The sequence below is a fragment of the Planktothricoides raciborskii GIHE-MW2 genome (assembly GCF_040564635.1).
Lineage (GTDB): Bacteria > Cyanobacteriota > Cyanobacteriia > Cyanobacteriales > Laspinemataceae > Planktothricoides > Planktothricoides raciborskii.
On the sequence record NZ_CP159837.1, the window covers coordinates 726,006 to 744,085 of the forward strand.

An 18,080-nucleotide genomic window follows, 5' to 3' on the forward strand; every position below is an offset into this window, starting at 1 on the left:
CTGGGGCAGACAAGCACTAGAGATATTTTTCTAAAGTATTTGCCAAGGTGGTTTTTGGCACTGCGCCCACAACCATATCAACCCGTTGACCTCCTTTGAAGATCATCAGGGTAGGAATACTGCGGATTCCATACTGACTCGCCACATTGGGATTTTCATCGGTGTTCAATTTGACCACTTTTAGCTGACCGGCGTACTGTGTGGCTATTTCATCCACCACAGGCGCCACCATCCGGCACGGACCGCACCACGGTGCCCAAAAATCAACGAGTACGGGAATTTCACTGTCAAGAACTTCTTGCTTAAAAGTAGCATCTGTAACAGGGGCTGCTGCTGACATTGTTGCGAATCCTTTTCTCAATAGTTTTTCTGAGATTAATGTATCCCCGACTGCCGCGTTTTAGTGTGAAGGCCGCAAAAGAGCCGAGATCAATCAGCGCTTTATTGACCCTTCTGATCTACGGGCAAAAGACCCTCGCCAAACGGTTGACTTTACCAAATTAGACAAAAAGTCAAACAGGAATTACTTCCTTGGGCAGCGGAAAGCGGTTACTCAGATGAAAAACCGGGCTATTTTTTTTGATTACAGCACTCTTTCCGCCAAACGGCAAGTCAACCAACCTAAGTTTACGGCGTGAGCTTGTCAGGGACTACAGGTAATTCTACCATCCACTCAAGCTCACGGAGTGAACCTACAAGTGGATTTGGCCATTAAACATTAAACATGAAAAATTGGCGAGGTTTTCTTTAAGCCGTCTTTGGCATTAAATCATTAAAGCCTTTCAATACATTCAAGGGGTTCAGAAGCGTTGTGTCACATGACCACCAAGGGGTTACAGCGACAGATATTAAATGATCGTTAATTCTTAGACAATTCTTAGACGAGTGACATCCTGAAATGTTGTCAGCGGGATCAGACAAGGGAAGATCCTGAAACAGCAGACGATCCATAGTATATAGGAGGGGATAGATCATGCCAAAAAGGAACCGCCCGAACAAGGTTCGGGCGGAGTGTGGTGTGAGGAGTGAACGGAAACATGCGTCTCCGCTATTCTCTATTGTAATCAATAGATCGGTTTAATGCGTACTAAATCAGTTAAAATTTTCAGATTTGACACAAAACCAGGCTTCTTTAAGGAGTGCAACATTTAACCTTCCTAAAGCGCTCACTCCTGAGCATTTAGGGTAGGTACAGCATCACCAATAACGGTGAAGGCTGTAGCGGGCAAAGCTCGCAACATAATGTTGCTTTTCGCCGTTGACATCTCGTGGAAGTCGGAACCCGCAATTGGGACATTGAAAAATCTTGGCGCCACCGAGTCGGTTGTGAATACGACCGCAATTGGTGCAGGTTTTGGATGTGTAGGACTCGTTACACCGAATCCCCAAAACACCATTCCGTTCAGCCATCGCGCTCAAAGCTGCTGCAAATCTGGAATGACTCCATGTCAGCATATTTCTCACCGACTTGCGGTTGATTTTGCGCCCTGACTTAATCACCATCTCAGAAACCTGATAGGTCGGCAAAAAGATGGTTTTATAATTCCTCACCAAAAAGGATGCCACCAAGGGGGTGTAAGTCTTTAACTAAGCCAGAAATCCGCTCCCTGAGCAGGTTAGCAGCTTTTATCATCAGATATAGCTTACGTTTAGATTTGGATAGGGCAGCGCGACTCAAGAGATGGTCTAGGTGCGAACACAAGCGATTGATGCGTCCGATGTCTCCCCGTCCCACCTCTAAAATGCCGTCCCCGTCATATCCCGTCAAAAAAGCCCGATTGCCCGGGTCTAATGCCATGACTCCGGTGTTTAATGAGCTAGTTTCTGTAACCCGCACCGGAATACAAGCCAGCCATTTTCCTCTCTGATCAACCAGTTCAGTGCCGTAAATACACTCTGTTGGCATTGGTTGAGATGCCTTAAAAGTTAAACCCTTGGTCGTTCTTGGATACCAAGTTCCGACTTTAAACTGAATTGTTTGTGACTTGGCTCGACAAGACTGAAAGCGGGCAACGCCACCGTTGCGTCTGGCTTGCCGAAAGGCATCTCACCAGTCAAACTACTTACCCATTCCCAGTTGTTGGGCTTTTTGATACACCTTGCCTTCCGTGAGTAACGACGGTGCGATCACCACTTCCACCTCTTGCATTTCTTTCAGGTTCTTGGCGCCTAAAGTTCCCATGCTGGTTTTTAATGCCCCTAGGAGGTTATGAGTGCCATCGTCAAGTTGTGCCGGTCCACGCAAAATTTGCTCCAAGGTGCCGGTGCTGCCGACGCGAATGCGAGTCCCGCGAGGTAATACGGGGCTAGGAGTGGCCATGCCCCAGTGATAACCGCGTCCGGGAGCTTCTTTGGCTCTGGCAAAAGGAGAACCAATCATCACACCATCTGCGCCACACGCAATACATTTACAGATGTCACCGCCGGTAATTAAGCCACCATCGGCAATCACAGGCACATATTTACCTGTTTCCCGATAAAATTCTTCCCGGGCGGCGGCACAGTCAGCCACTGCCGTGGCTTGGGGGACGCCGACACCTAAGACCCCACGAGAGGTACAAGCTGCCCCAGGGCCAATTCCCACTAAAATCGCTGCCGCTCCAGCTTTCATTAATTTAAGAGTGACTTCATAAGTGACACAATTGCCTAAAATAACTGGCACTGGCATTTCGGCACAGAATTTTTCTAGGTTTAATGGGGTGACTGACTCTGGAGACAAGTGATCCGTAGAAACCACGGTTGCTTGAATAAAAAATAAGTCAGCACCGGCTTTGGCGACTACGGAGCCAAATTGAGATGCACCGGCAGGAGTGGCACTGACCGCCGCAATTCCCCCTTGGCTTTTGATTTGCGAAATCCGCTTTTCAATTAACGCTGGTTTAATCGGCTCGGCATACAGTTGCTGCATCAGAGAGACAAATTCTTCTTTGCCGACGGAGGCAATGCGATCGAGTACAGGTTCTGGATCGTCATAACGAGTTTGGATCCCTTCGAGGTTGAGAACTCCAAGGCCTCCGAGTTTAGATAACAAGACTGCCATCTTTACGTCCACCACACCATCCATTGCACTGGCGATGATGGGAATTTCTCGCTCAATGCCACCGATCGCCCAAGAAGTATCTGGCAAACTCGGATCAATGGTTCTGGTTCCAGGAACTAGGGCAATTTCATCAATTCCGTAAGCGCGGCGAGCCGTTTTACCCCGCCCGATTAAAATATCCACTTCTTTTATTTATTCCCAAGACTATTTAAGTTACATTAGCAAATTTTGGAGTGTTCAAAAGTACAAATTTCGTATTTAGGGGATAAAAGTCCGGTTGAGGGGGATCCTGGAGCGGCTTTCGAGTTTGGCAAACACAAGACTTTCCTCTAATATTGTTCTAGAGGAATTTTGGCTAAATCGTGACAGAATTGGCATGGGTTTCCCTGTTGAATCCCTGTTAAATGGGTTAAGCTTTTGTGAAATCCAGGTTTGTTGACAATTTGTTGACAATGTTGACAAGATGAATGCCGATGATCCATTCCGGCGCTTGAACCAGTTGGGCAACTGTCAAGGGTAGACCAGAAAGGGGCATGAGACTTCGCCTCTGAGTCCGAGCCCCAGAAAATTCCTGCTTCGCAAAGGATTTCATCGATGAAGAATATGGATTTTCTACCAGGCTTGTCACCCACTCTGGGCAGTCAATCGTCAAACTTGCCTATTGGCTGACAATTGATTTAAGGGAGTCGGGTAAATTGAACACAGAATCAGTGAAGTTTAATCCCTATCAATCCTCAAATAGTAATCCTTTCGGTTAGTTTGCTCGGAGGAACAACTCACGAATCAATCAGGTCATAGAGCATTGGATGCAATATTTTTTGGCGGATTTGATGCCATGATGAATATTACCTTGGCGATTCTTCGTGCTGGGTTTTCCCTAATAAAATAGGGTGGCTCATCCGACGAGGCTGAAATTTGTAAGTTACTCAGTAAAGTTTAGTAAAATAGATTGATATAGATTGATTCAGATTTGTCAAGTTTACTGATTTTGACTAAACAATTTTATTTTTTCTTTATGGGCATGGGAGGGAGTATGAAAGCTTTAAACTTATTAAAGTTTTTAAGTCTAAGTTCTACAATGGCGATCGCCTTTAGTGGGTCAGTGCTATTGACGCCAAAGGCTCAAGGGTTGACTGGGTATGAAAATCCTCAGCAGTTCGCCAATTTTCTCCAAGCAGATCAGTCGCTTTTACAAGCACAAGCGCAAACTCAAGCACAAGCAGAAGCACAAGCACTAGAGCGCGATCGCCAACGGATCTCTGAACAGGTGATTTTACTCCATCGGCAAATGGTTGGGCCCAATGCCAGTCTATCGAGTCGCCACTTGGCAGCTTATGTCAATTGTATCGAGCAAAATGTTTGCACTTGGGATGATGTTCGCGCTCACATTGCTCATACTAACCCAGTAGATAATCGCTATCAAGGTCGCTCTGAGGATGAATATAGTCGTCGTCCCATTGGTTCATCTTCCAGAGATAATCGCAGCATTAGCCAGCGCCATGGCGATCGCTATCGTGATGATGAATATCGTGATTATGAATATAATGATGGACAAGTCCTCCAAGCACAGTCAAGAGAACGCCAGCAAATCGAGGAACAAGTACGAAGACTGTATCGGCAAATGCTAGGTAATAATGCCAGAATTTCTCGCCGTGACCTGCGGGATTATGTGAATTGCATTGAGCGGGATCGCTGTGATTGGGACGATGTGCGTGAAGAGATTGCTTATAGTGATGCCGGAGAGGAGGCGATCGAGGAAATTTACCAAGAAGTTCTCGAACGAGATCCAGATCGCGGGGGGATGAGAACTTACCAAGATCGGTTAGCCGATGATTGGAATATTCAAGATATTCGGGAGGATATTGCCGAAAGTGATGAAGCGGAACAGGCAATTAATCGAATTTATCGAGAAATATTGGGACGAAATGCTGATAGCAGAGGGTTAAGAACCTATCAAAGAAAGCTTTCTGAAGACTGGAGTCTCGATAAAGTCCGTCGCGATATTGCCAACAGTGATGAAGCGAGAAGACGGCGAGGCGGCTAAGATTTTCCTGTAAAAAAAAATCCGATATCGCTATGATATTATTGTGGCGATATTCGTGAATTTAAAACATATCGTAATTTGATGTTTCTCATTAAAAATACTCTAAATACAATATACAATTGAATATTTAGAGTATTTTTAATTTATTGATGGTGTTTAAATCAAGATTTTAAAAAAGTAAAAAAAACCGGTTTAAATTTTACATTTAATAAAATTGTTCGGATAAATTTGATCGGTGAATCGGTTATGCAAATCTCCTGTTATATTAAATTTTGGAGAGTATTTCTTAGTTTGACTCTTTTCGGTTTAGGTTTTTCGGTCTATTTCAGTCCGCTAGTTTCATCAAAATATCGAGAATACGCTTTCAATTTTGCTAAGAAATATTTGGAAATATTTTCACAAGAACTGACAGAAAAAGCGTGGGGTAATGTTGGGGCGATCGCTTATCCTGCTGGCGATCGGTTGATGATCGGTAATAATTCTAAACCGCAAAGCTTAGATGAGATTCAAAAGGAATACTTACGACCACATTTTGGTGATTTAGTGGATCGGGTCATGGTGGTCTACAGTGCTTTGCTGATGGAAGATTGGGTGGCGGCTAGTTTTCAAATTAATGTCGGCAGATCTAATGCTCAAGTTTATGGTCATCGCATCTATATTCGGGATATTTATCGCCCTGGTGATTTACAGCAAATCGTTTTGTTAGCCCACGAACTGTATCATTGTAAGCAATATGAAGAGCTAGGCAGTCTCAGTAAGTTTGGTTATCATTATTTTTTGCAATATAAAAAAGCTGACGAGAAATATAACCAAAATATATTTGAGCAAGAGGCGTTTAAATTTGAAAAGTTTTTTGCCAGTTGGTTGGCCAACGAAGTGAGAGTAAACGGAACTAGAAGCCGAAATAGAAAAGCAAAAAAATCTTCTGATATTGCTTTAGAAAATGAAGATTAATTTATGGATCAACAAAAATAATAGCTGGGATCAAATTATACCGATAAGCTATTTTATTAGAAAAAATAGTTATATTTTCCTAGCAAAACGCTGGCCGGAATCTTCCTCGCTAAATTCTTACAGATATCCGTGGGGATGACAGTCTCGGTGGGAACAAATTATAATAGATTCACGACCATGATTTATAAATTTTTATGAATTTTTCGAGGGAATTTATCACGATGACATTATCAAAATTATCTCCAGCATTGTATTTGTTGCTGGCTTTGACGATCGCCTCTTGGTTGGGACTGGCAGAACCAACAATGGCCGCAACCGATCGCACTCCACAGATGGCCGATAACCCAACTGTAATCGCGTCGGTGGTACATCCTCAAACTCCCCTCTCCCAAGTGCGCGGTGATTTGGCTGCTGTTTGGAAGAATCACGGAGTTTCTGGATCCCAAATTTGGCTGACCAGAAACGTCAATGATGGATTAAAAGATTTACCTGGATGTGCTTGTGCCGCTTGTAGTGGGATTAATCGGGAAATTTTTTCCCCGGTAGGATAACAGTCACCGTGGTTCCTCGATCCACCTCGCTAGATATGTGGATTTGTCCTTGATGATTTTCTACAATGGCGCGGGCGATCGCTAACCCTAATCCCGATCCAGTCGGCGAAAACTTTGCCTCACTTTGATGAGAATGATGTCTGGCTGGATCGACGCGATAAAACCGCTCAAAAATTTGTGGTAACGACTCAGCAGGGATACCAATGCCGGTATCCCTGACTTTTATCTGTAAAGGTGGAGACTGTCCCTGGCGAAAGTTTAGGGGATCGCACTGTAATTTCACTTCAATATCTCCCCCAGTGGGAGTGTATTGCAGGGCATTGGTTAATAAATTCGTAAACAGTCGGGTTAATTGTTGACTGTCCCCCCGCAGGCTGAAGATATTGCCCCGATCTCCTGTCGAGACAATTTCCGCTTCTAATTCTGGGGAGAATTCCTGGGGTGTGGCAATATCCAGAAACAAGGTAATGCCTTTTTCGGTGGCGATCGCTTGTTGTTCAGAAATCACAGAAATCAGCAACTCATCCAAATGCACCGTTTCCCAATTGGGTTGAACGATGCCACTATCTTGTCTAGCTAGAAATAATAGATCGTCCACCAATCGCCCTAAGCGTCTGGTCAAGCGTTCGATCATTTGTAACTGTAATCGTTGGGTGGCGGATTCCAGATTCGGATCCGCTAGGGCTACTTGCACGTTGGTTTGAATTATCGCGATCGGACTCCGCAGTTCGTGGGAAGCATCGGCGGTAAACTGTTTCAGCCTTTGGTAAGATTCGCGCACCGGGGCGATCGCCAGCCCGGAAAGCAACCAACCAATCACCCCCACACCGATCGCCATCACCGCTGTCCCCACACTTAAATCCCAAATCAATTGTCGAATGGGTTTAGTAAATTCAAACCAGGGATGACTCACGCGCAAATAGCCTAAGACCTGTCGCCCATATTCCACTCGTTCGGTAATTTGTCGTAACCACAACTCGTGACTATTGCCCACTAAATGCACTGTTTCTCCAGTCCGGTTGGGATGCAAGGGCAGATTTAAGGACTCAGAAAACGTTGCCCAGAGTAACTCTCCCGTAGGACTAAACCACTCTAAATCAATATGATCGTCTTCCACCGCGTTGGTATTATTGCGAAAACTGGCTTCGACATTAACTCGCAATCCACCTTGAGAATTCGGTGAAATCACCAGCGATCGCTCCACTACTTCCACCACGTGCTTGAGGGTATCGTCGATGCGATCGATTAAAGTATTCCGCACATAAAAATAAAAACCTGTGGCAAATACCAGCAGTAAAATCGCGGTGACGGTGGTGTACCAAAGAGCTAACCGACGGCGAGTGGTTTGAAACATAACTTCTTTTTGTGGTTATTGGTTGTTGGTTATTGGGTAGGGATTCTTTGGTTGTTGTTTGTTCGTTGTTGTTGGGTAGGGATTCTTTTGTTGTTTGCTCCTCCGCTCCTCCGCTCCTCCGCTCCGGGGCAACCACCGCCACGGAAAAGCCCCTACCACTGTCCTCCCCGGCTCCCCTACACCCCACACCCCACACCCCACACCCCACACCCCACTTATATCGTCTGTTTCTGCAAATTGATGCACGGTTCCCCATGACAGTGATTCACTTCAACTAGGACATGAGAAAGAGAGGGAATATGGCTAAGTAAATTCTTATAATATTCTGGTGGCTGAGGATAATGTGTCACCAAAGAAATGGTCGCCGCTAGATGATTTTCGCTCAGTTTCCAAACGTGCAGATCGGTGACTCGATTATCCGAGTCTTGCTCAATTGCATTTAAAATTGCCAAATTGATGTCTTTATCAATTGATCCGTCCAGCAAGATTTCACCGGTTTCAGTCACTAATCCATAAGACCATTTGGCAATCACTAATGCACCAATCAAACCCATGACCGCATCCAGCCAAACCCAACCTAAAAACTTGCCCGCGAATAAGGCAATAATGGCAAAAAGAGAAGTTAATGTATCCGCTAAAACGTGAATATAAGCAGCACGAAGATTATGATCGTGGTGGTCATGGTGGTCATGGTCGTGGTCATGGTCGTGGTGATGATCGTGGTGATGATCGTGATGATCGTGATGATCGTGTAATAGGAAAGCACTGACAAGATTGATAAATAATCCAATCACTGCGACATAGATTGCCTCATTGAACTGAATCGATGTCGGTTGAAAAAGACGAGTCAATGACTCGACGGCGATCGCCAGCGCAATCACTGCCAGCACAATTGCACTGGTAAAACCACCCAGTACAGTCACTTTGCCGGTGCCAAAGGTGTATTTAGGATTGCGTGCATTTCTCCGGGCATATTGATAGGCAAACACGGCAATTCCAAAGGCTCCGACATGGGTGGCCATGTGCCAACCATCAGCCAGCAAAGCCAGGGAACCAAAGGTTGTACCAGCGACAATCTCAGCCACCATTGTTACGGCTGTCAGTAACAGGACTATTTTGGTTTTTTTCTCTGCTTCATGTCGCTCAACAGAAAAATCATGGGCGTGTTGCCATTCTTCAAGGGTATGGATGTGCATAAAAATTCTCACAAAAGACTTGGGCTGAATTCTTATAGCGGTTTTCAGATTGGTCAACCACAAATCTCGCTTAGGGCAAAGCATGACCTCATTAAATCTCTGCTTTTAACCCTCGAATGCGGTCATGCTTTGCCCCTACCAAATCATCTGTGGTCTATTCAACAGAAAACCGCTGTAATCTCTAGCTTATAATTTTTTTACTCCCTGTAAACTCCTTAGCCTTACGGACAAACCGCTGATGAAAGTAAATTTTTTAATTTTTTAATTCTTGCACACGCTATTCAGGACAACGACCCTTTTTCCCATCAGGCATAATCGCATTACACAAATTAGCGTCTCTAAGATTGGTATTGGTCGTATCTGCCCTCAATAAATTGGCTTCGGTGAAATCAGCCCCCTGAGTTTGAGCCGAAATCAACACGGCATTCAACAGTTGTCCTCGGAGTAAATTGACGCCAATTAGGTTAGCTTCTCTGAGGTCGGCATTTTCCAAGTCAGCTTTTTCTAGGTTAGTGCCACGAAAGCTGGTATTCATCAACTGACTATTTCTCAGGGTGACACCGGGCATTTGCGCCCCGTCTAGACTAGCCCGACTTAGGTTGGCTTGGGCTAAATTGGCACTGCTGAGGTCGGCACCTCTGAGTTGTGCGGCGGCTAAGTTCACCCCAGTCATTTGCGTATTGCTCAGGGAAGCTCCATTGAGATTGGCTCCCCGGAGGTTGGCTTGTTCGAGAAAAACTTCACTCAAATTCGTGCCACTCAGGTTAGCTTCTTCCAGGTTGCTACCCGCAAGGTTAATTAAGAATAAGTTGGCTCCTACCAGTTGCGCCCGACGAAGGTTGGCATTGAGTAGGTTGCTGCCGGTAAGTTCTGCGCCTCTAAAGTTGACGTTTTCTAAGTTGGTATTGCTCAGGTTGGCACCACTGAGATCCGCTGCTCTTAAATCACTGCCTCTGAGGGTGGCGCCGGTTAGATTGCTGGAGCGGAGATTGGCTCCCCGGAGATCAAAACCACTGAGATCCGCACCAATAAGATTACAACCGGCACAATTTTTGGTTTGTTGCAATTGTGTGAAGTCGGATGGGTTATAGCGGCGTTCGCGGCCTTCGCCGCGGTGCGGAGCACCTTCGGGAATAGATTGACCTACCGTAAAGGGGACTGTTTCGCAGAGAATAATTAACAAAGCAATAAAAACGATGGTCAGGCTTTTTCTGATGTAACGGGGAATCATTGTTAAGCTGTTTAAGCGAGAATGTCGGTAATTTTTGATTTTCAATCGATAGCCCCCTCGTTGGCGCAGATATTTTAGGAGATTGCTTTCCGACCTAGTTGCATCTTATCGGTAATGGCTAAATATGAATTGTAAATATGGACTGTAAATATGGACTGTAAATGTTGAGTGCGGCCACCTCTTTGCGCGACAGGCGATCGCGCTAAAAGTTGTTAGACTGCGGTTTTTGTGGCAGGTTCCAAGATCGATTGACCCTCTGCTCTCTCGTTCCCTCGCACTCATAATTACTCTCATGGTGCCTCCGGGCGTCACCAGCCTAACCCTAAACAAAGCGAATCACTTTGTGAATCACTTTTAATGGAATGATAACTTTGAGAATTTTTCTATTTATAAGTGGTGAAAAATCGTTAAAATAAGTCTGAGGAAGATTTTTTCCAAGACTCAAAGAGTCTCTATTGCAGAATCGACTATGTTCTCTCATCCTATTTTTGACGATTCCTGTGAAGGATCCGATTCCGGGAATCGCGATCTCTCGGAATCCTTCTACAAAACATTGTTTAAGCGCTTGTGTGAGTCGTTTGACTATTCTACCCAAGCGCTTTTCAGTGAATGCATTTTTGGGATTGCCCCTTCTCCCGCAGGAGAAAACACTTTGTTTATCGTGGCGCCTTCCCAAGAAGTGTTAGAAAAACTGATTGCCCGCAGCGATCGCCTCCAAAATGAAGTGAATCGCCGCCTTCCGGGAATTAAGCAAACGGCGATTTGTGTTCAACCACCAGATGCCGATCGCGATCGCCTGCGGTCGTCATTGCCGCCGCAGTTCCCCCCGCAGTTTATGTTAGGCAAAATCTTCCGTCACTCTGCTGAAGATGAGTCAGTTAATTAACTAACAGAGCCTTTAACCATCTGAGTACGATTAACCAGGGAATTTTTTTCCCGATCGCACGAGCGCAACACTAATCTGACAAAAGATTTCAGAACCGGCAAATCCTCCGAAAGCGGAAGAGATTTGTTATTCTGAAATCTCATGTCGCCCCTGATTCCAGGTATGCATAAATTCTTCACTGGATCGTTAACAATTGAACGATTAAATATTCTCATTTCCCATCTGCCAGAATCCCTCAAAGGCACTAAACTTGTGCAATTATCGGACTTTCATTATGAAGGCTGGGGACTTTCAGAACAGTTACTCTTTGAGGCGATCGCCGCCAGCAATGCGGCCAAACCGGACTTAGTGCTCCTGACCGGCGATTATGTCACTGATAAACCAAACTCGATTCATCATTTAGTCCAGCAACTCAAACATTTAGAAAGTAGCGCGGGGATTTATGCCATCTTAGGCAACCATGATATTAAACCAAACGAATCCCGAACTGAAATAATTCAAGCCCTGACCAGTATTGGGATTCAGGTCTTATGGAACCAAATAGTTTATCCTTTTGGTGACGGTTTGGCCTTAGTGGGCATGGCCGACTTCTACTCTGGTGAATTTAACCCCAAAGCGGTGTTTCCCCATATCCCGGAACAAGTTCCCCGCATCGTTCTGTCCCACCATCCTGACACGGCTGCGATGATGTCTCGATGGCGGATTGATTTACAACTTTCCGGTCACACCCACGGGGGGCAAATTGTCTTACCCAGAATTGGTCCATTAGCGCCTAAGTTGACAAAAATTCGTCAGATGATTCCCCAACCTTTAAGCCGTTGCCTGTCCTCGATCAATAAAAAACCGGATAAAGTCATTCGTCATTGGGAATGGAGTCAGGGATTACATCAAATTAACCAAAATTTTCTCTATGTGAATCGCGGTTTAGGCACTTATTTCCCCGGTCGCCTATTTTGTGCCCCGGAAGTGACGGTGATTACGCTATTGTAGAGATATTTAAGGACTCGCTGAACCCAGAAACCCGGTTTCTAGTAGGGGCGAATGGCCATTCGCCCCTACTTGGTTTTTGCCAACGGCTGATCCAAGAAACCGGGTTTCTTCTTGAAAACTTACTTTTTTAGGCAAATGAAACTTATTTTAACGGCGGTGACAGGTTTGGCCATTCTCAATTTATTAATCGCCGGTTGTAGCAGTCAACCCACTACCCAAGAAATTATTCCGGCTCAACCGACAATGGCGATGAATTCGGCTGAAGTCAACCCAGTGATTTTAGCCAATACCCGGTTTGGCTTTAAACTTTTTACGGAACTTTATCGCCAAGCAGCCGATGAAAATGCAGCGGATGAGAATATTTTTATTTCTCCCGCGAGTATTAGTGCCGCATTGTCTATGACCTATAACGGGGCAAAAGCAGAAACCCAAAGCGCGATCGCCAATACTTTGGAAATTGCTAACATTCCCTTAGAACAAGTCAACCAAGGTCATAGTAATTTACAAAAATCTTTGGCTACCGCAGACCCAAAAGTGCAAGTAAATATTGCCAACTCTCTGTGGTTAAGCAAAACCACCACTTTTTTACCGGATTTTATCCAAAGAGTCGCGGAATCATACAGCGCTGAATTAAGTCAGCTAGACTTTAACGATCCTCAGTCACTTTCGACAATTAACAATTGGGTGAAAACTAATACTAATGATAAAATAGAAAAAATTGTCGATCAAGTAGACCCGAATCAAATTATGTTTCTGATTAATGCGGTCTATTTTAAAGGACTTTGGGCAAAACCCTTTGCTAAAGATGCCACCAAAGAGGCTGCATTTACCTTACTCGATGGTAGCACGAAACAGCACCCATTAATGAATCAATTTGGGGATTATCGTTATTATGAAACCGATACTTTTCAAGCGGTTAGTCTTCCCTACGGTGAAGGACGCTGGAGTTTTTATGTTTTTCTGCCAAAACCTAATGTAACTCTAGCCAGCTTTTATGAAAATCTAACCCCTGAAAATTGGGAACAATGGATGAATCTGTTTCGACTTGTCCCCGGTTCTATTACTCTGCCCCGCTTCCAATTAGAGTATGAAATGGTGTTGAATGAAACTCTGAAAATTTTAGGAATGGAAGTGGCTTTTGACCCAGAAAAAGCGGATTTTTCTGGCATTACTTCTGAAGATTCTTATATTTCCCAAGTGAAGCATAAAACTTTTATTGAAGTGAACGAAGAAGGCACGGAAGCAGCGGCATCAACTTCTGTGGGAATTGTCGCCACTTCGGCGCCACCACCGCCGTTTACAATGGTGGTCGATCGCCCATTTTTCTCGGTAATTCGGGATGATCAAACCGGGACTATTTTATTTATGGGTTCGATTGTGGATCCATAGCAGTTTTCCTGGGAAAATAATGTGATTTTTTGAGGATGATTCCTGGTGGTGTTAATGGCTTAATTTTTCCTGTAACCACTGGGATAAATCCTCTAGGTTATGCAAGTCTAAAATAGCGATCGCTAGTTCGGCTAATTGGTCAACGGATAGCTGCTGAATTTGTGCGATCGCGCTTTCCGGCACTTCCCCAAATCGGCGTTCCAGTTGACGTAATATTACACCCATTTGTCCTTGGACGACCCCTTGAGAAATTCCTTCTAAGCGTCCTTCAGCCAGCCCTTGAGCTAGTCCTTGCTCTTTGGCAAAAGTAATTTCACCCCGACGATCTTCAATCCACATTTCTCGTTTTTGCATTTCTTCTAATTCCGTGAGACTGACATTCGCTCGATTGGCAATTTTTAACGCTTTATCCAGTTCCGGTACTTCGGCCATTTTCGGGGGAATCACTTGTAAATTTGGGGTTTCTTTGAGGAAATAAATCCACTTTTCTGCTAAATGGTCTATCTCTTCTAGAGTCTTATTAAATTTCGGCAACTCCACAAACACCATTTTCATTTCTTGGTGAGGATAATCAAATAAAGCCCGGTCTTCTTTAAAGGAAAACTTGCTAATCACTTCCGGGCTATTTTTAAACATAATAAAGTCAGTAATTGTCAGGGCAATCACCGGCTTAAGCTGAGAATATCTAGCCCCGGACTCCAGTTGATTTCCATAGGTTTTGGCCAGATTATCTACGACTCTTTTTTCAAAGGCTCCCACATAAAGCAGTTGCATTTCAATAATCACCGTTGACCCATTGTTTAAGACCGCTTTTACATCCAGATAACTATCTTTTAAATCCACGATGGGTCGGGAGTTGTAGGGGTCGATGATTTCTAAATCTTTGATGGTTGGTTGTTCATCATAGATTAAGGCATTTAAGAAACTGATGAGAATATCCTTACTATCGCTGGAACCAAAGATTTTTTTTAAAGGCAAAGTCGGTTTTTGGGCTAATGAATTTCATGGGTGTTTCTCCTTGATTGGTTTAGCCTGGGTAATTGGGTGATAATTTTAATTTTTCTTTTAGTTTAGCGTAAATTCAGCTTCTCATCTATTTCCCTGGGGAATTGGTCTTGTAGCCACGGGTTTAAACCCGTGGCTATTTGATTTTCAATTATCCTTTGACTATCCTTTCACTACTCTTGCCGCAATGGGCATCCGCCAGCCAGTCCCAAAAGCGCGATCGGTGACTTTTAATCCTGGAGGGGCTTGACGGCGTTTAAATTCCGCACGAGTCACCAATTTGACCACACGGGCGATCGTTTCTGGGTTATGTCCCGCTGCCGCAATTTCTGCTTCTGATTCGTGCTTTTCTACTAACCGATGCAGGATATCATCTAAAATGTCATAAGCAGGCAGAGAATCTTGATCCACTTGCCCCGGTTTGAGTTCGGCGCTGGGGGCTTTGGTTAAGACGTTTTCGGGGATAATTTCTCTGGTATTTTTGCCCATATTATTACCAATCATCTCAGGACATTGATTTAACCAGTGACAGATAGAATAAACTCGCGTTTTTGGCACATCCGCAATGACGGCTAAACCACCATTCATGTCCCCGTAGAGAGTGCAGTAACCCACGGCCATTTCTGATTTGTTGCCGGTGGAAAGCAGCAAGTAACCAAATTTGTTGGCGATCGCCATTAACAAGTTACCGCGAATCCGTGATTGCAGGTTTTCTTCCGTGACATCACTGGGCAACCCCGCAAATAAACCCCCAAGAGATTTATCATAATCTGCCATTAAATCAGCAATTTTTAAAGTATGAGTTTTAATCCCCAGATTTTCCGCTAATTTTAAGGCGTCTTTTACCGAATGATCGGAACTGTAGGGGGATGGCATGAGCACTCCCAGGACATTTTCTGACCCTAATGCGGCAGCAGCGATCGCAGCTACTAAAGACGAATCGATTCCCCCGCTTAACCCCAGCAATGCCTGAGAAAAACCGCATTTTTGGGCATAGTCTTTGACCCCTAAAACTAAGGCGGCAAAAATTTCCTCATCTTCACTCTTTGGAGCTAATTCTACAGAGTTTAATTGGGAACTTGACTGTATTAAATGTAAAGACTTTTGGCTTTCATTCAATTCTAGAGTAATTAAATCCGCTTGAAAAGCCCCAGCCCGACAGACCATTTCCCCAGAGGAGTTAAATGCCACACTGTAGCCATCAAAAATTAAATCATCATTGCCACCTACTTGGTTGACATAAATTATCGGAGTCTGATATCTTTGCGCCGCGTGCCGCAGCATAGCTTCCCGGATTTTTTGCTTATTTACTGTATAAGGAGAAGCGGATAAATTAATCATTAAATCCACCTTTTCTTGGGCTAATTCGGCGATGGGATTACAAGGATATTGCCGTTTCCCCCAAAACTCCTCATCATTCCACAAGTCTTCGCAAATAGTCACACCAATTTTTAGATCCCTGTCATCTAATTTGTCGTTTAATTTAAAAACATTAACCTGATTTCCCGGTTCAAAATAGCGATATTCATCAAATACATCATAACTGGGCAACAGTCGCTTATGAAATACTTGTTTTATTTCGCCATTTTCTAACCAAAAAATACTATTAAATAGTGGTTTGCCTCCGGTGGTTTCCGCTTGGGCATTTTCTTGGGCTGCCCCAACTAAAACTCCCATTGATGCTGGTAATTGATTTGCCAGGTTTTTCAGTTGTTTTAACATTCCCTGAATAAAACTCGGTTGTAATAGTAAATCCCTGGGAGGATAACCACATAAAGAAAGTTCAGGGGTTAGTAATAATCGAGTTCCTACTTTGGCCGCTTGTTCAGCCGCTTGGAGAATTTTTTTGGCGTTGCCGCTTAAGTCTCCAATGGTCGGATTGAGTTGAGCGATCGCAATTTTCATTTTGTTTGGTTATTTGTTAGAGTGAATATTGATTCTTGTTTCTTGATTCTTGTTTGTTGATTGTTGATTCAGCAATGTTTTATATTAACATAATTTGCTGTAAAATAATTAATATATTTCCTGATTTTTTGAAATTAAATAAACACTAAAGGTTTATCTTTTAAAGGGGCAAATGCTTCTGGAACGAAGCGATACAGCGTAGCCGGACGCCCCGCACCACGAGAAGCTTTTAAGCCAGTTTCTTCTAAAAAGCCTAGTTTGAGTAAGCGACTTCTAAAATTAGAATAATCGGAAAAGTTTTCTCCTAAAACAGTGGTATAAAGTTGATAAACATCACTTAAAGTAAATAATTCTGGTAACACTTCAAAGGCGATCGGGCTATACTCTAACTTATTGCGAAGTCGCCGATGACCATACTGCAAAATCTCCTGATGGTCAAAGGCTAATTCCGGCAATTCATCCAGGGGATACCAAGCAATTCCCCGTCCTCCGGTACTAATTAATTCTGCTTCTTCAAAACGGACTAAAGCAAAATAACTCACGGATAAATACCGCTGACTCGGTGGGGTTAACTCACGGGGGTCACGTCCTGGGCCACCGAAAGTATATAATTGCTCTAAATAGAGGTTGTTTACCCGAATTTTGGCCGCCAAAATTCGGTAAGCTGCTTCTTCTAAAGATTCGGGTTCCCGGACTAGAGTTCGGGGTAAGTTCCACTTACCTAAAAACGGTTCTCGTTCCCGCATGACCAACAAAACTAATAAACGATTTTGGGTCATATCTACCGAGAAAATTACATTATCCACCCCCACTTTAAAGTTCGCTTTTGGGGTTGTGGGTAATGTGGGTTGACGTTGATAAATCGATCGCAGAGGGTTTTCTATAGGTGCTGCCATTATTTGCCTTAATATCCGTAATATTTTTTTGATATCTGTACAAGTTTTCCTGTTGAATATAAGCTTCAATTACTGCCGGAATTACCGGGTTTGAATTGCCCCTTTGCCGATATTCCGTAGAAGAAACTGCCGGTACTTGTAAATCATGGGCAATGCTTACAAAAGTGCCTCGTTGAGAAATCTTTTTCACTTGTTCATCATCTACTGGGTATCCAGGACGAGGCACAACTAAAATATCTACTTGTGGCAATAATTCCTCAGCCCGATACCAACGGGGCAATTGGGCAATTAAATCTGAACCCACCACCAAGGTAAAGGAATCATTCGGCCAAATTCTTCGCGATCGCTGCACCGTCTCAATAGTTCGGGGATGACTAATTTCTGGATAAAAACCCAGATTACTTCTAGAACTCGCTAATTCAGCGGTGAGTAACCGCATCATGGCTAATCGATGTTCTAAGGAGGTTTGCCCGGGTTTTAGGGGATTATCCGCAGCCCAAACTGCTACACGATCGAAGCGATCCGCTAACCAAATCAAAATTTTTTCATGCCCTCTAGTCGGCGGATCGGCGCTAGTGCCAAATAAGGCAATTTTTCCCATATTTAATTACCATCTTTTGGTTATCGGTAGTTTTATGT

The 18,080-nt window shown here is 44.0% G+C and carries 18 protein-coding genes; 6 read left to right on the plus strand and 12 right to left on the minus strand.

Annotated elements, in window-relative coordinates; all coding sequences use genetic code 11:
• Positions 1-16 precede the first annotated feature (16 nt).
• From trxA to ABWT76_RS02905, 4 genes are all read right to left on the minus strand, one after another.
• Positions 17-340, minus strand: coding sequence for a thioredoxin (gene trxA, locus ABWT76_RS02890; protein ID WP_054468375.1), 324 nt, complete (start codon positions 338-340; stop codon positions 17-19).
• Between the two features lie 857 nt (positions 341-1,197).
• Entirely contained in the window at positions 1,198-1,503 is a 306-nt protein-coding gene (locus ABWT76_RS02895) for a zinc ribbon domain-containing protein (RefSeq protein ID WP_072160856.1), read from the minus strand.
• A gap of 34 nt (positions 1,504-1,537) precedes the next feature.
• Positions 1,538-1,906, minus strand: coding sequence for a hypothetical protein (locus tag ABWT76_RS02900; protein ID WP_054468377.1), 369 nt, complete (start codon positions 1,904-1,906; stop codon positions 1,538-1,540).
• Between the two features lie 153 nt (positions 1,907-2,059).
• On the minus strand, positions 2,060-3,223 hold the full coding sequence (locus tag ABWT76_RS02905; protein WP_054468380.1) for a GuaB3 family IMP dehydrogenase-related protein: 1,164 nt from the start codon (positions 3,221-3,223) through the stop codon (positions 2,060-2,062).
• Positions 3,224-4,028: 805 nt separating this feature from the next.
• Between ABWT76_RS02905 and ABWT76_RS02910 the strand changes: the two genes are divergently transcribed.
• The 3 genes from ABWT76_RS02910 (at position 4,029) to ABWT76_RS02920 (ending at position 6,589) form a co-directional block, all read left to right on the plus strand.
• Positions 4,029-5,084, plus strand: a complete 1,056-nt coding sequence (locus ABWT76_RS02910; protein ID WP_156331914.1) for a DUF4214 domain-containing protein — start codon at positions 4,029-4,031, stop codon at positions 5,082-5,084.
• A 384-nt stretch (positions 5,085-5,468) separates the two neighbouring features.
• A complete protein-coding gene (locus ABWT76_RS02915; RefSeq protein ID WP_156331915.1) occupies positions 5,469-6,038 on the plus strand; it encodes a DUF4157 domain-containing protein in 570 nt (189 codons plus the stop codon).
• A gap of 221 nt (positions 6,039-6,259) precedes the next feature.
• Complete coding sequence (locus ABWT76_RS02920) at positions 6,260-6,589, plus strand: hypothetical protein (RefSeq protein ID WP_054468390.1); 330 nt, start codon at positions 6,260-6,262, stop codon at positions 6,587-6,589.
• On the opposite strand, the gene ABWT76_RS02925 is transcribed toward ABWT76_RS02920, so the two are convergent.
• The 3 genes from ABWT76_RS02925 to ABWT76_RS02935 form a co-directional block, all read right to left on the minus strand.
• Positions 6,558-7,943, minus strand: a complete 1,386-nt coding sequence (locus tag ABWT76_RS02925; RefSeq protein WP_054468391.1) for a cell wall metabolism sensor histidine kinase WalK — start codon at positions 7,941-7,943, stop codon at positions 6,558-6,560. The two genes, ABWT76_RS02920 and ABWT76_RS02925, sit on opposite strands and share 32 nt — an antisense overlap.
• Before the next feature lie 215 nt (positions 7,944-8,158).
• The gene (gene dmeF, locus ABWT76_RS02930; RefSeq protein ID WP_354635609.1) at positions 8,159-9,139 is read right to left on the minus strand and encodes a CDF family Co(II)/Ni(II) efflux transporter DmeF; all 981 of its coding nucleotides are present in this window, start codon (positions 9,137-9,139) and stop codon (positions 8,159-8,161) included.
• Between the two features lie 277 nt (positions 9,140-9,416).
• Positions 9,417-10,415 carry a pentapeptide repeat-containing protein gene (locus ABWT76_RS02935; RefSeq protein WP_354635610.1) on the minus strand — a complete coding sequence of 333 codons (999 nt, stop codon included), beginning with the start codon at positions 10,413-10,415 and terminating at the stop codon, positions 9,417-9,419.
• Positions 10,416-10,839: 424 nt separating this feature from the next.
• On the opposite strand from ABWT76_RS02935, the gene ABWT76_RS02940 reads away from it, so the two are divergent.
• Complete coding sequence (locus ABWT76_RS02940; RefSeq protein WP_054468393.1) at positions 10,840-11,256, plus strand: hypothetical protein; 417 nt, start codon at positions 10,840-10,842, stop codon at positions 11,254-11,256.
• A 162-nt stretch (positions 11,257-11,418) separates the two neighbouring features.
• Complete coding sequence (locus ABWT76_RS02945) at positions 11,419-12,246, plus strand: metallophosphoesterase (RefSeq protein WP_054468423.1); 828 nt, start codon at positions 11,419-11,421, stop codon at positions 12,244-12,246.
• Between the two features lie 6 nt (positions 12,247-12,252).
• On the opposite strand, the gene ABWT76_RS02950 is transcribed toward ABWT76_RS02945, so the two are convergent.
• Positions 12,253-12,381, minus strand: a complete 129-nt coding sequence (locus tag ABWT76_RS02950) for a hypothetical protein (RefSeq protein WP_255353227.1) — start codon at positions 12,379-12,381, stop codon at positions 12,253-12,255.
• Between ABWT76_RS02950 and ABWT76_RS02955 the strand changes: the two genes are divergently transcribed.
• Positions 12,382-13,635, plus strand: a complete 1,254-nt coding sequence (locus ABWT76_RS02955; protein WP_054468395.1) for a serpin family protein — start codon at positions 12,382-12,384, stop codon at positions 13,633-13,635.
• A 51-nt stretch (positions 13,636-13,686) separates the two neighbouring features.
• Here ABWT76_RS02955 and ABWT76_RS02960 read toward each other — a convergent pair whose 3' ends face one another.
• From ABWT76_RS02960 to ABWT76_RS02975, 4 genes are all read right to left on the minus strand, one after another.
• Positions 13,687-14,613, minus strand: coding sequence for an Rpn family recombination-promoting nuclease/putative transposase (locus ABWT76_RS02960; RefSeq protein WP_313890620.1), 927 nt, complete (start codon positions 14,611-14,613; stop codon positions 13,687-13,689).
• Positions 14,614-14,802: 189 nt separating this feature from the next.
• Positions 14,803-16,545 carry an NAD+ synthase gene (locus tag ABWT76_RS02965; RefSeq protein WP_190878630.1) on the minus strand — a complete coding sequence of 581 codons (1,743 nt, stop codon included), beginning with the start codon at positions 16,543-16,545 and terminating at the stop codon, positions 14,803-14,805.
• Between the two features lie 134 nt (positions 16,546-16,679).
• Positions 16,680-17,441, minus strand: a complete 762-nt coding sequence (locus ABWT76_RS02970) for an NUDIX domain-containing protein (protein WP_082348960.1) — start codon at positions 17,439-17,441, stop codon at positions 16,680-16,682.
• Positions 17,359-18,042 (minus strand): nicotinate-nucleotide adenylyltransferase, encoded by a 684-nt coding sequence (locus ABWT76_RS02975; RefSeq protein WP_072160857.1) that lies wholly within the window; start codon positions 18,040-18,042, stop codon positions 17,359-17,361. Before ABWT76_RS02975 ends, ABWT76_RS02970 begins: the two co-directional genes overlap by 83 nt.
• Positions 18,043-18,080: the final 38 nt, after the last annotated feature.

Coding starts and splice junctions, on each gene's coding strand:
- trxA (WP_054468375.1), bottom strand. CDS start 340: ATGTCAGCAGCAGCCCCTGTTACAGATGCTACTTTTAAGCAAGAAGTT.
- ABWT76_RS02895 (WP_072160856.1), bottom strand. CDS start 1,503: ATGGTGATTAAGTCAGGGCGCAAAATCAACCGCAAGTCGGTGAGAAAT.
- ABWT76_RS02900 (WP_054468377.1), bottom strand. CDS start 1,906: ATGCCAACAGAGTGTATTTACGGCACTGAACTGGTTGATCAGAGAGGA.
- ABWT76_RS02920 (WP_054468390.1), top strand. CDS start 6,260: ATGACATTATCAAAATTATCTCCAGCATTGTATTTGTTGCTGGCTTTG.
- ABWT76_RS02925 (WP_054468391.1), bottom strand. CDS start 7,943: ATGTTTCAAACCACTCGCCGTCGGTTAGCTCTTTGGTACACCACCGTC.
- dmeF (WP_354635609.1), bottom strand. CDS start 9,139: ATGCACATCCATACCCTTGAAGAATGGCAACACGCCCATGATTTTTCT.
- ABWT76_RS02940 (WP_054468393.1), top strand. CDS start 10,840: ATGTTCTCTCATCCTATTTTTGACGATTCCTGTGAAGGATCCGATTCC.
- ABWT76_RS02945 (WP_054468423.1), top strand. CDS start 11,419: ATGCATAAATTCTTCACTGGATCGTTAACAATTGAACGATTAAATATT.
- ABWT76_RS02955 (WP_054468395.1), top strand. CDS start 12,382: ATGAAACTTATTTTAACGGCGGTGACAGGTTTGGCCATTCTCAATTTA.
- ABWT76_RS02965 (WP_190878630.1), bottom strand. CDS start 16,545: ATGAAAATTGCGATCGCTCAACTCAATCCGACCATTGGAGACTTAAGC.
- ABWT76_RS02970 (WP_082348960.1), bottom strand. CDS start 17,441: ATGGCAGCACCTATAGAAAACCCTCTGCGATCGATTTATCAACGTCAA.
- ABWT76_RS02975 (WP_072160857.1), bottom strand. CDS start 18,042: ATGGGAAAAATTGCCTTATTTGGCACTAGCGCCGATCCGCCGACTAGA.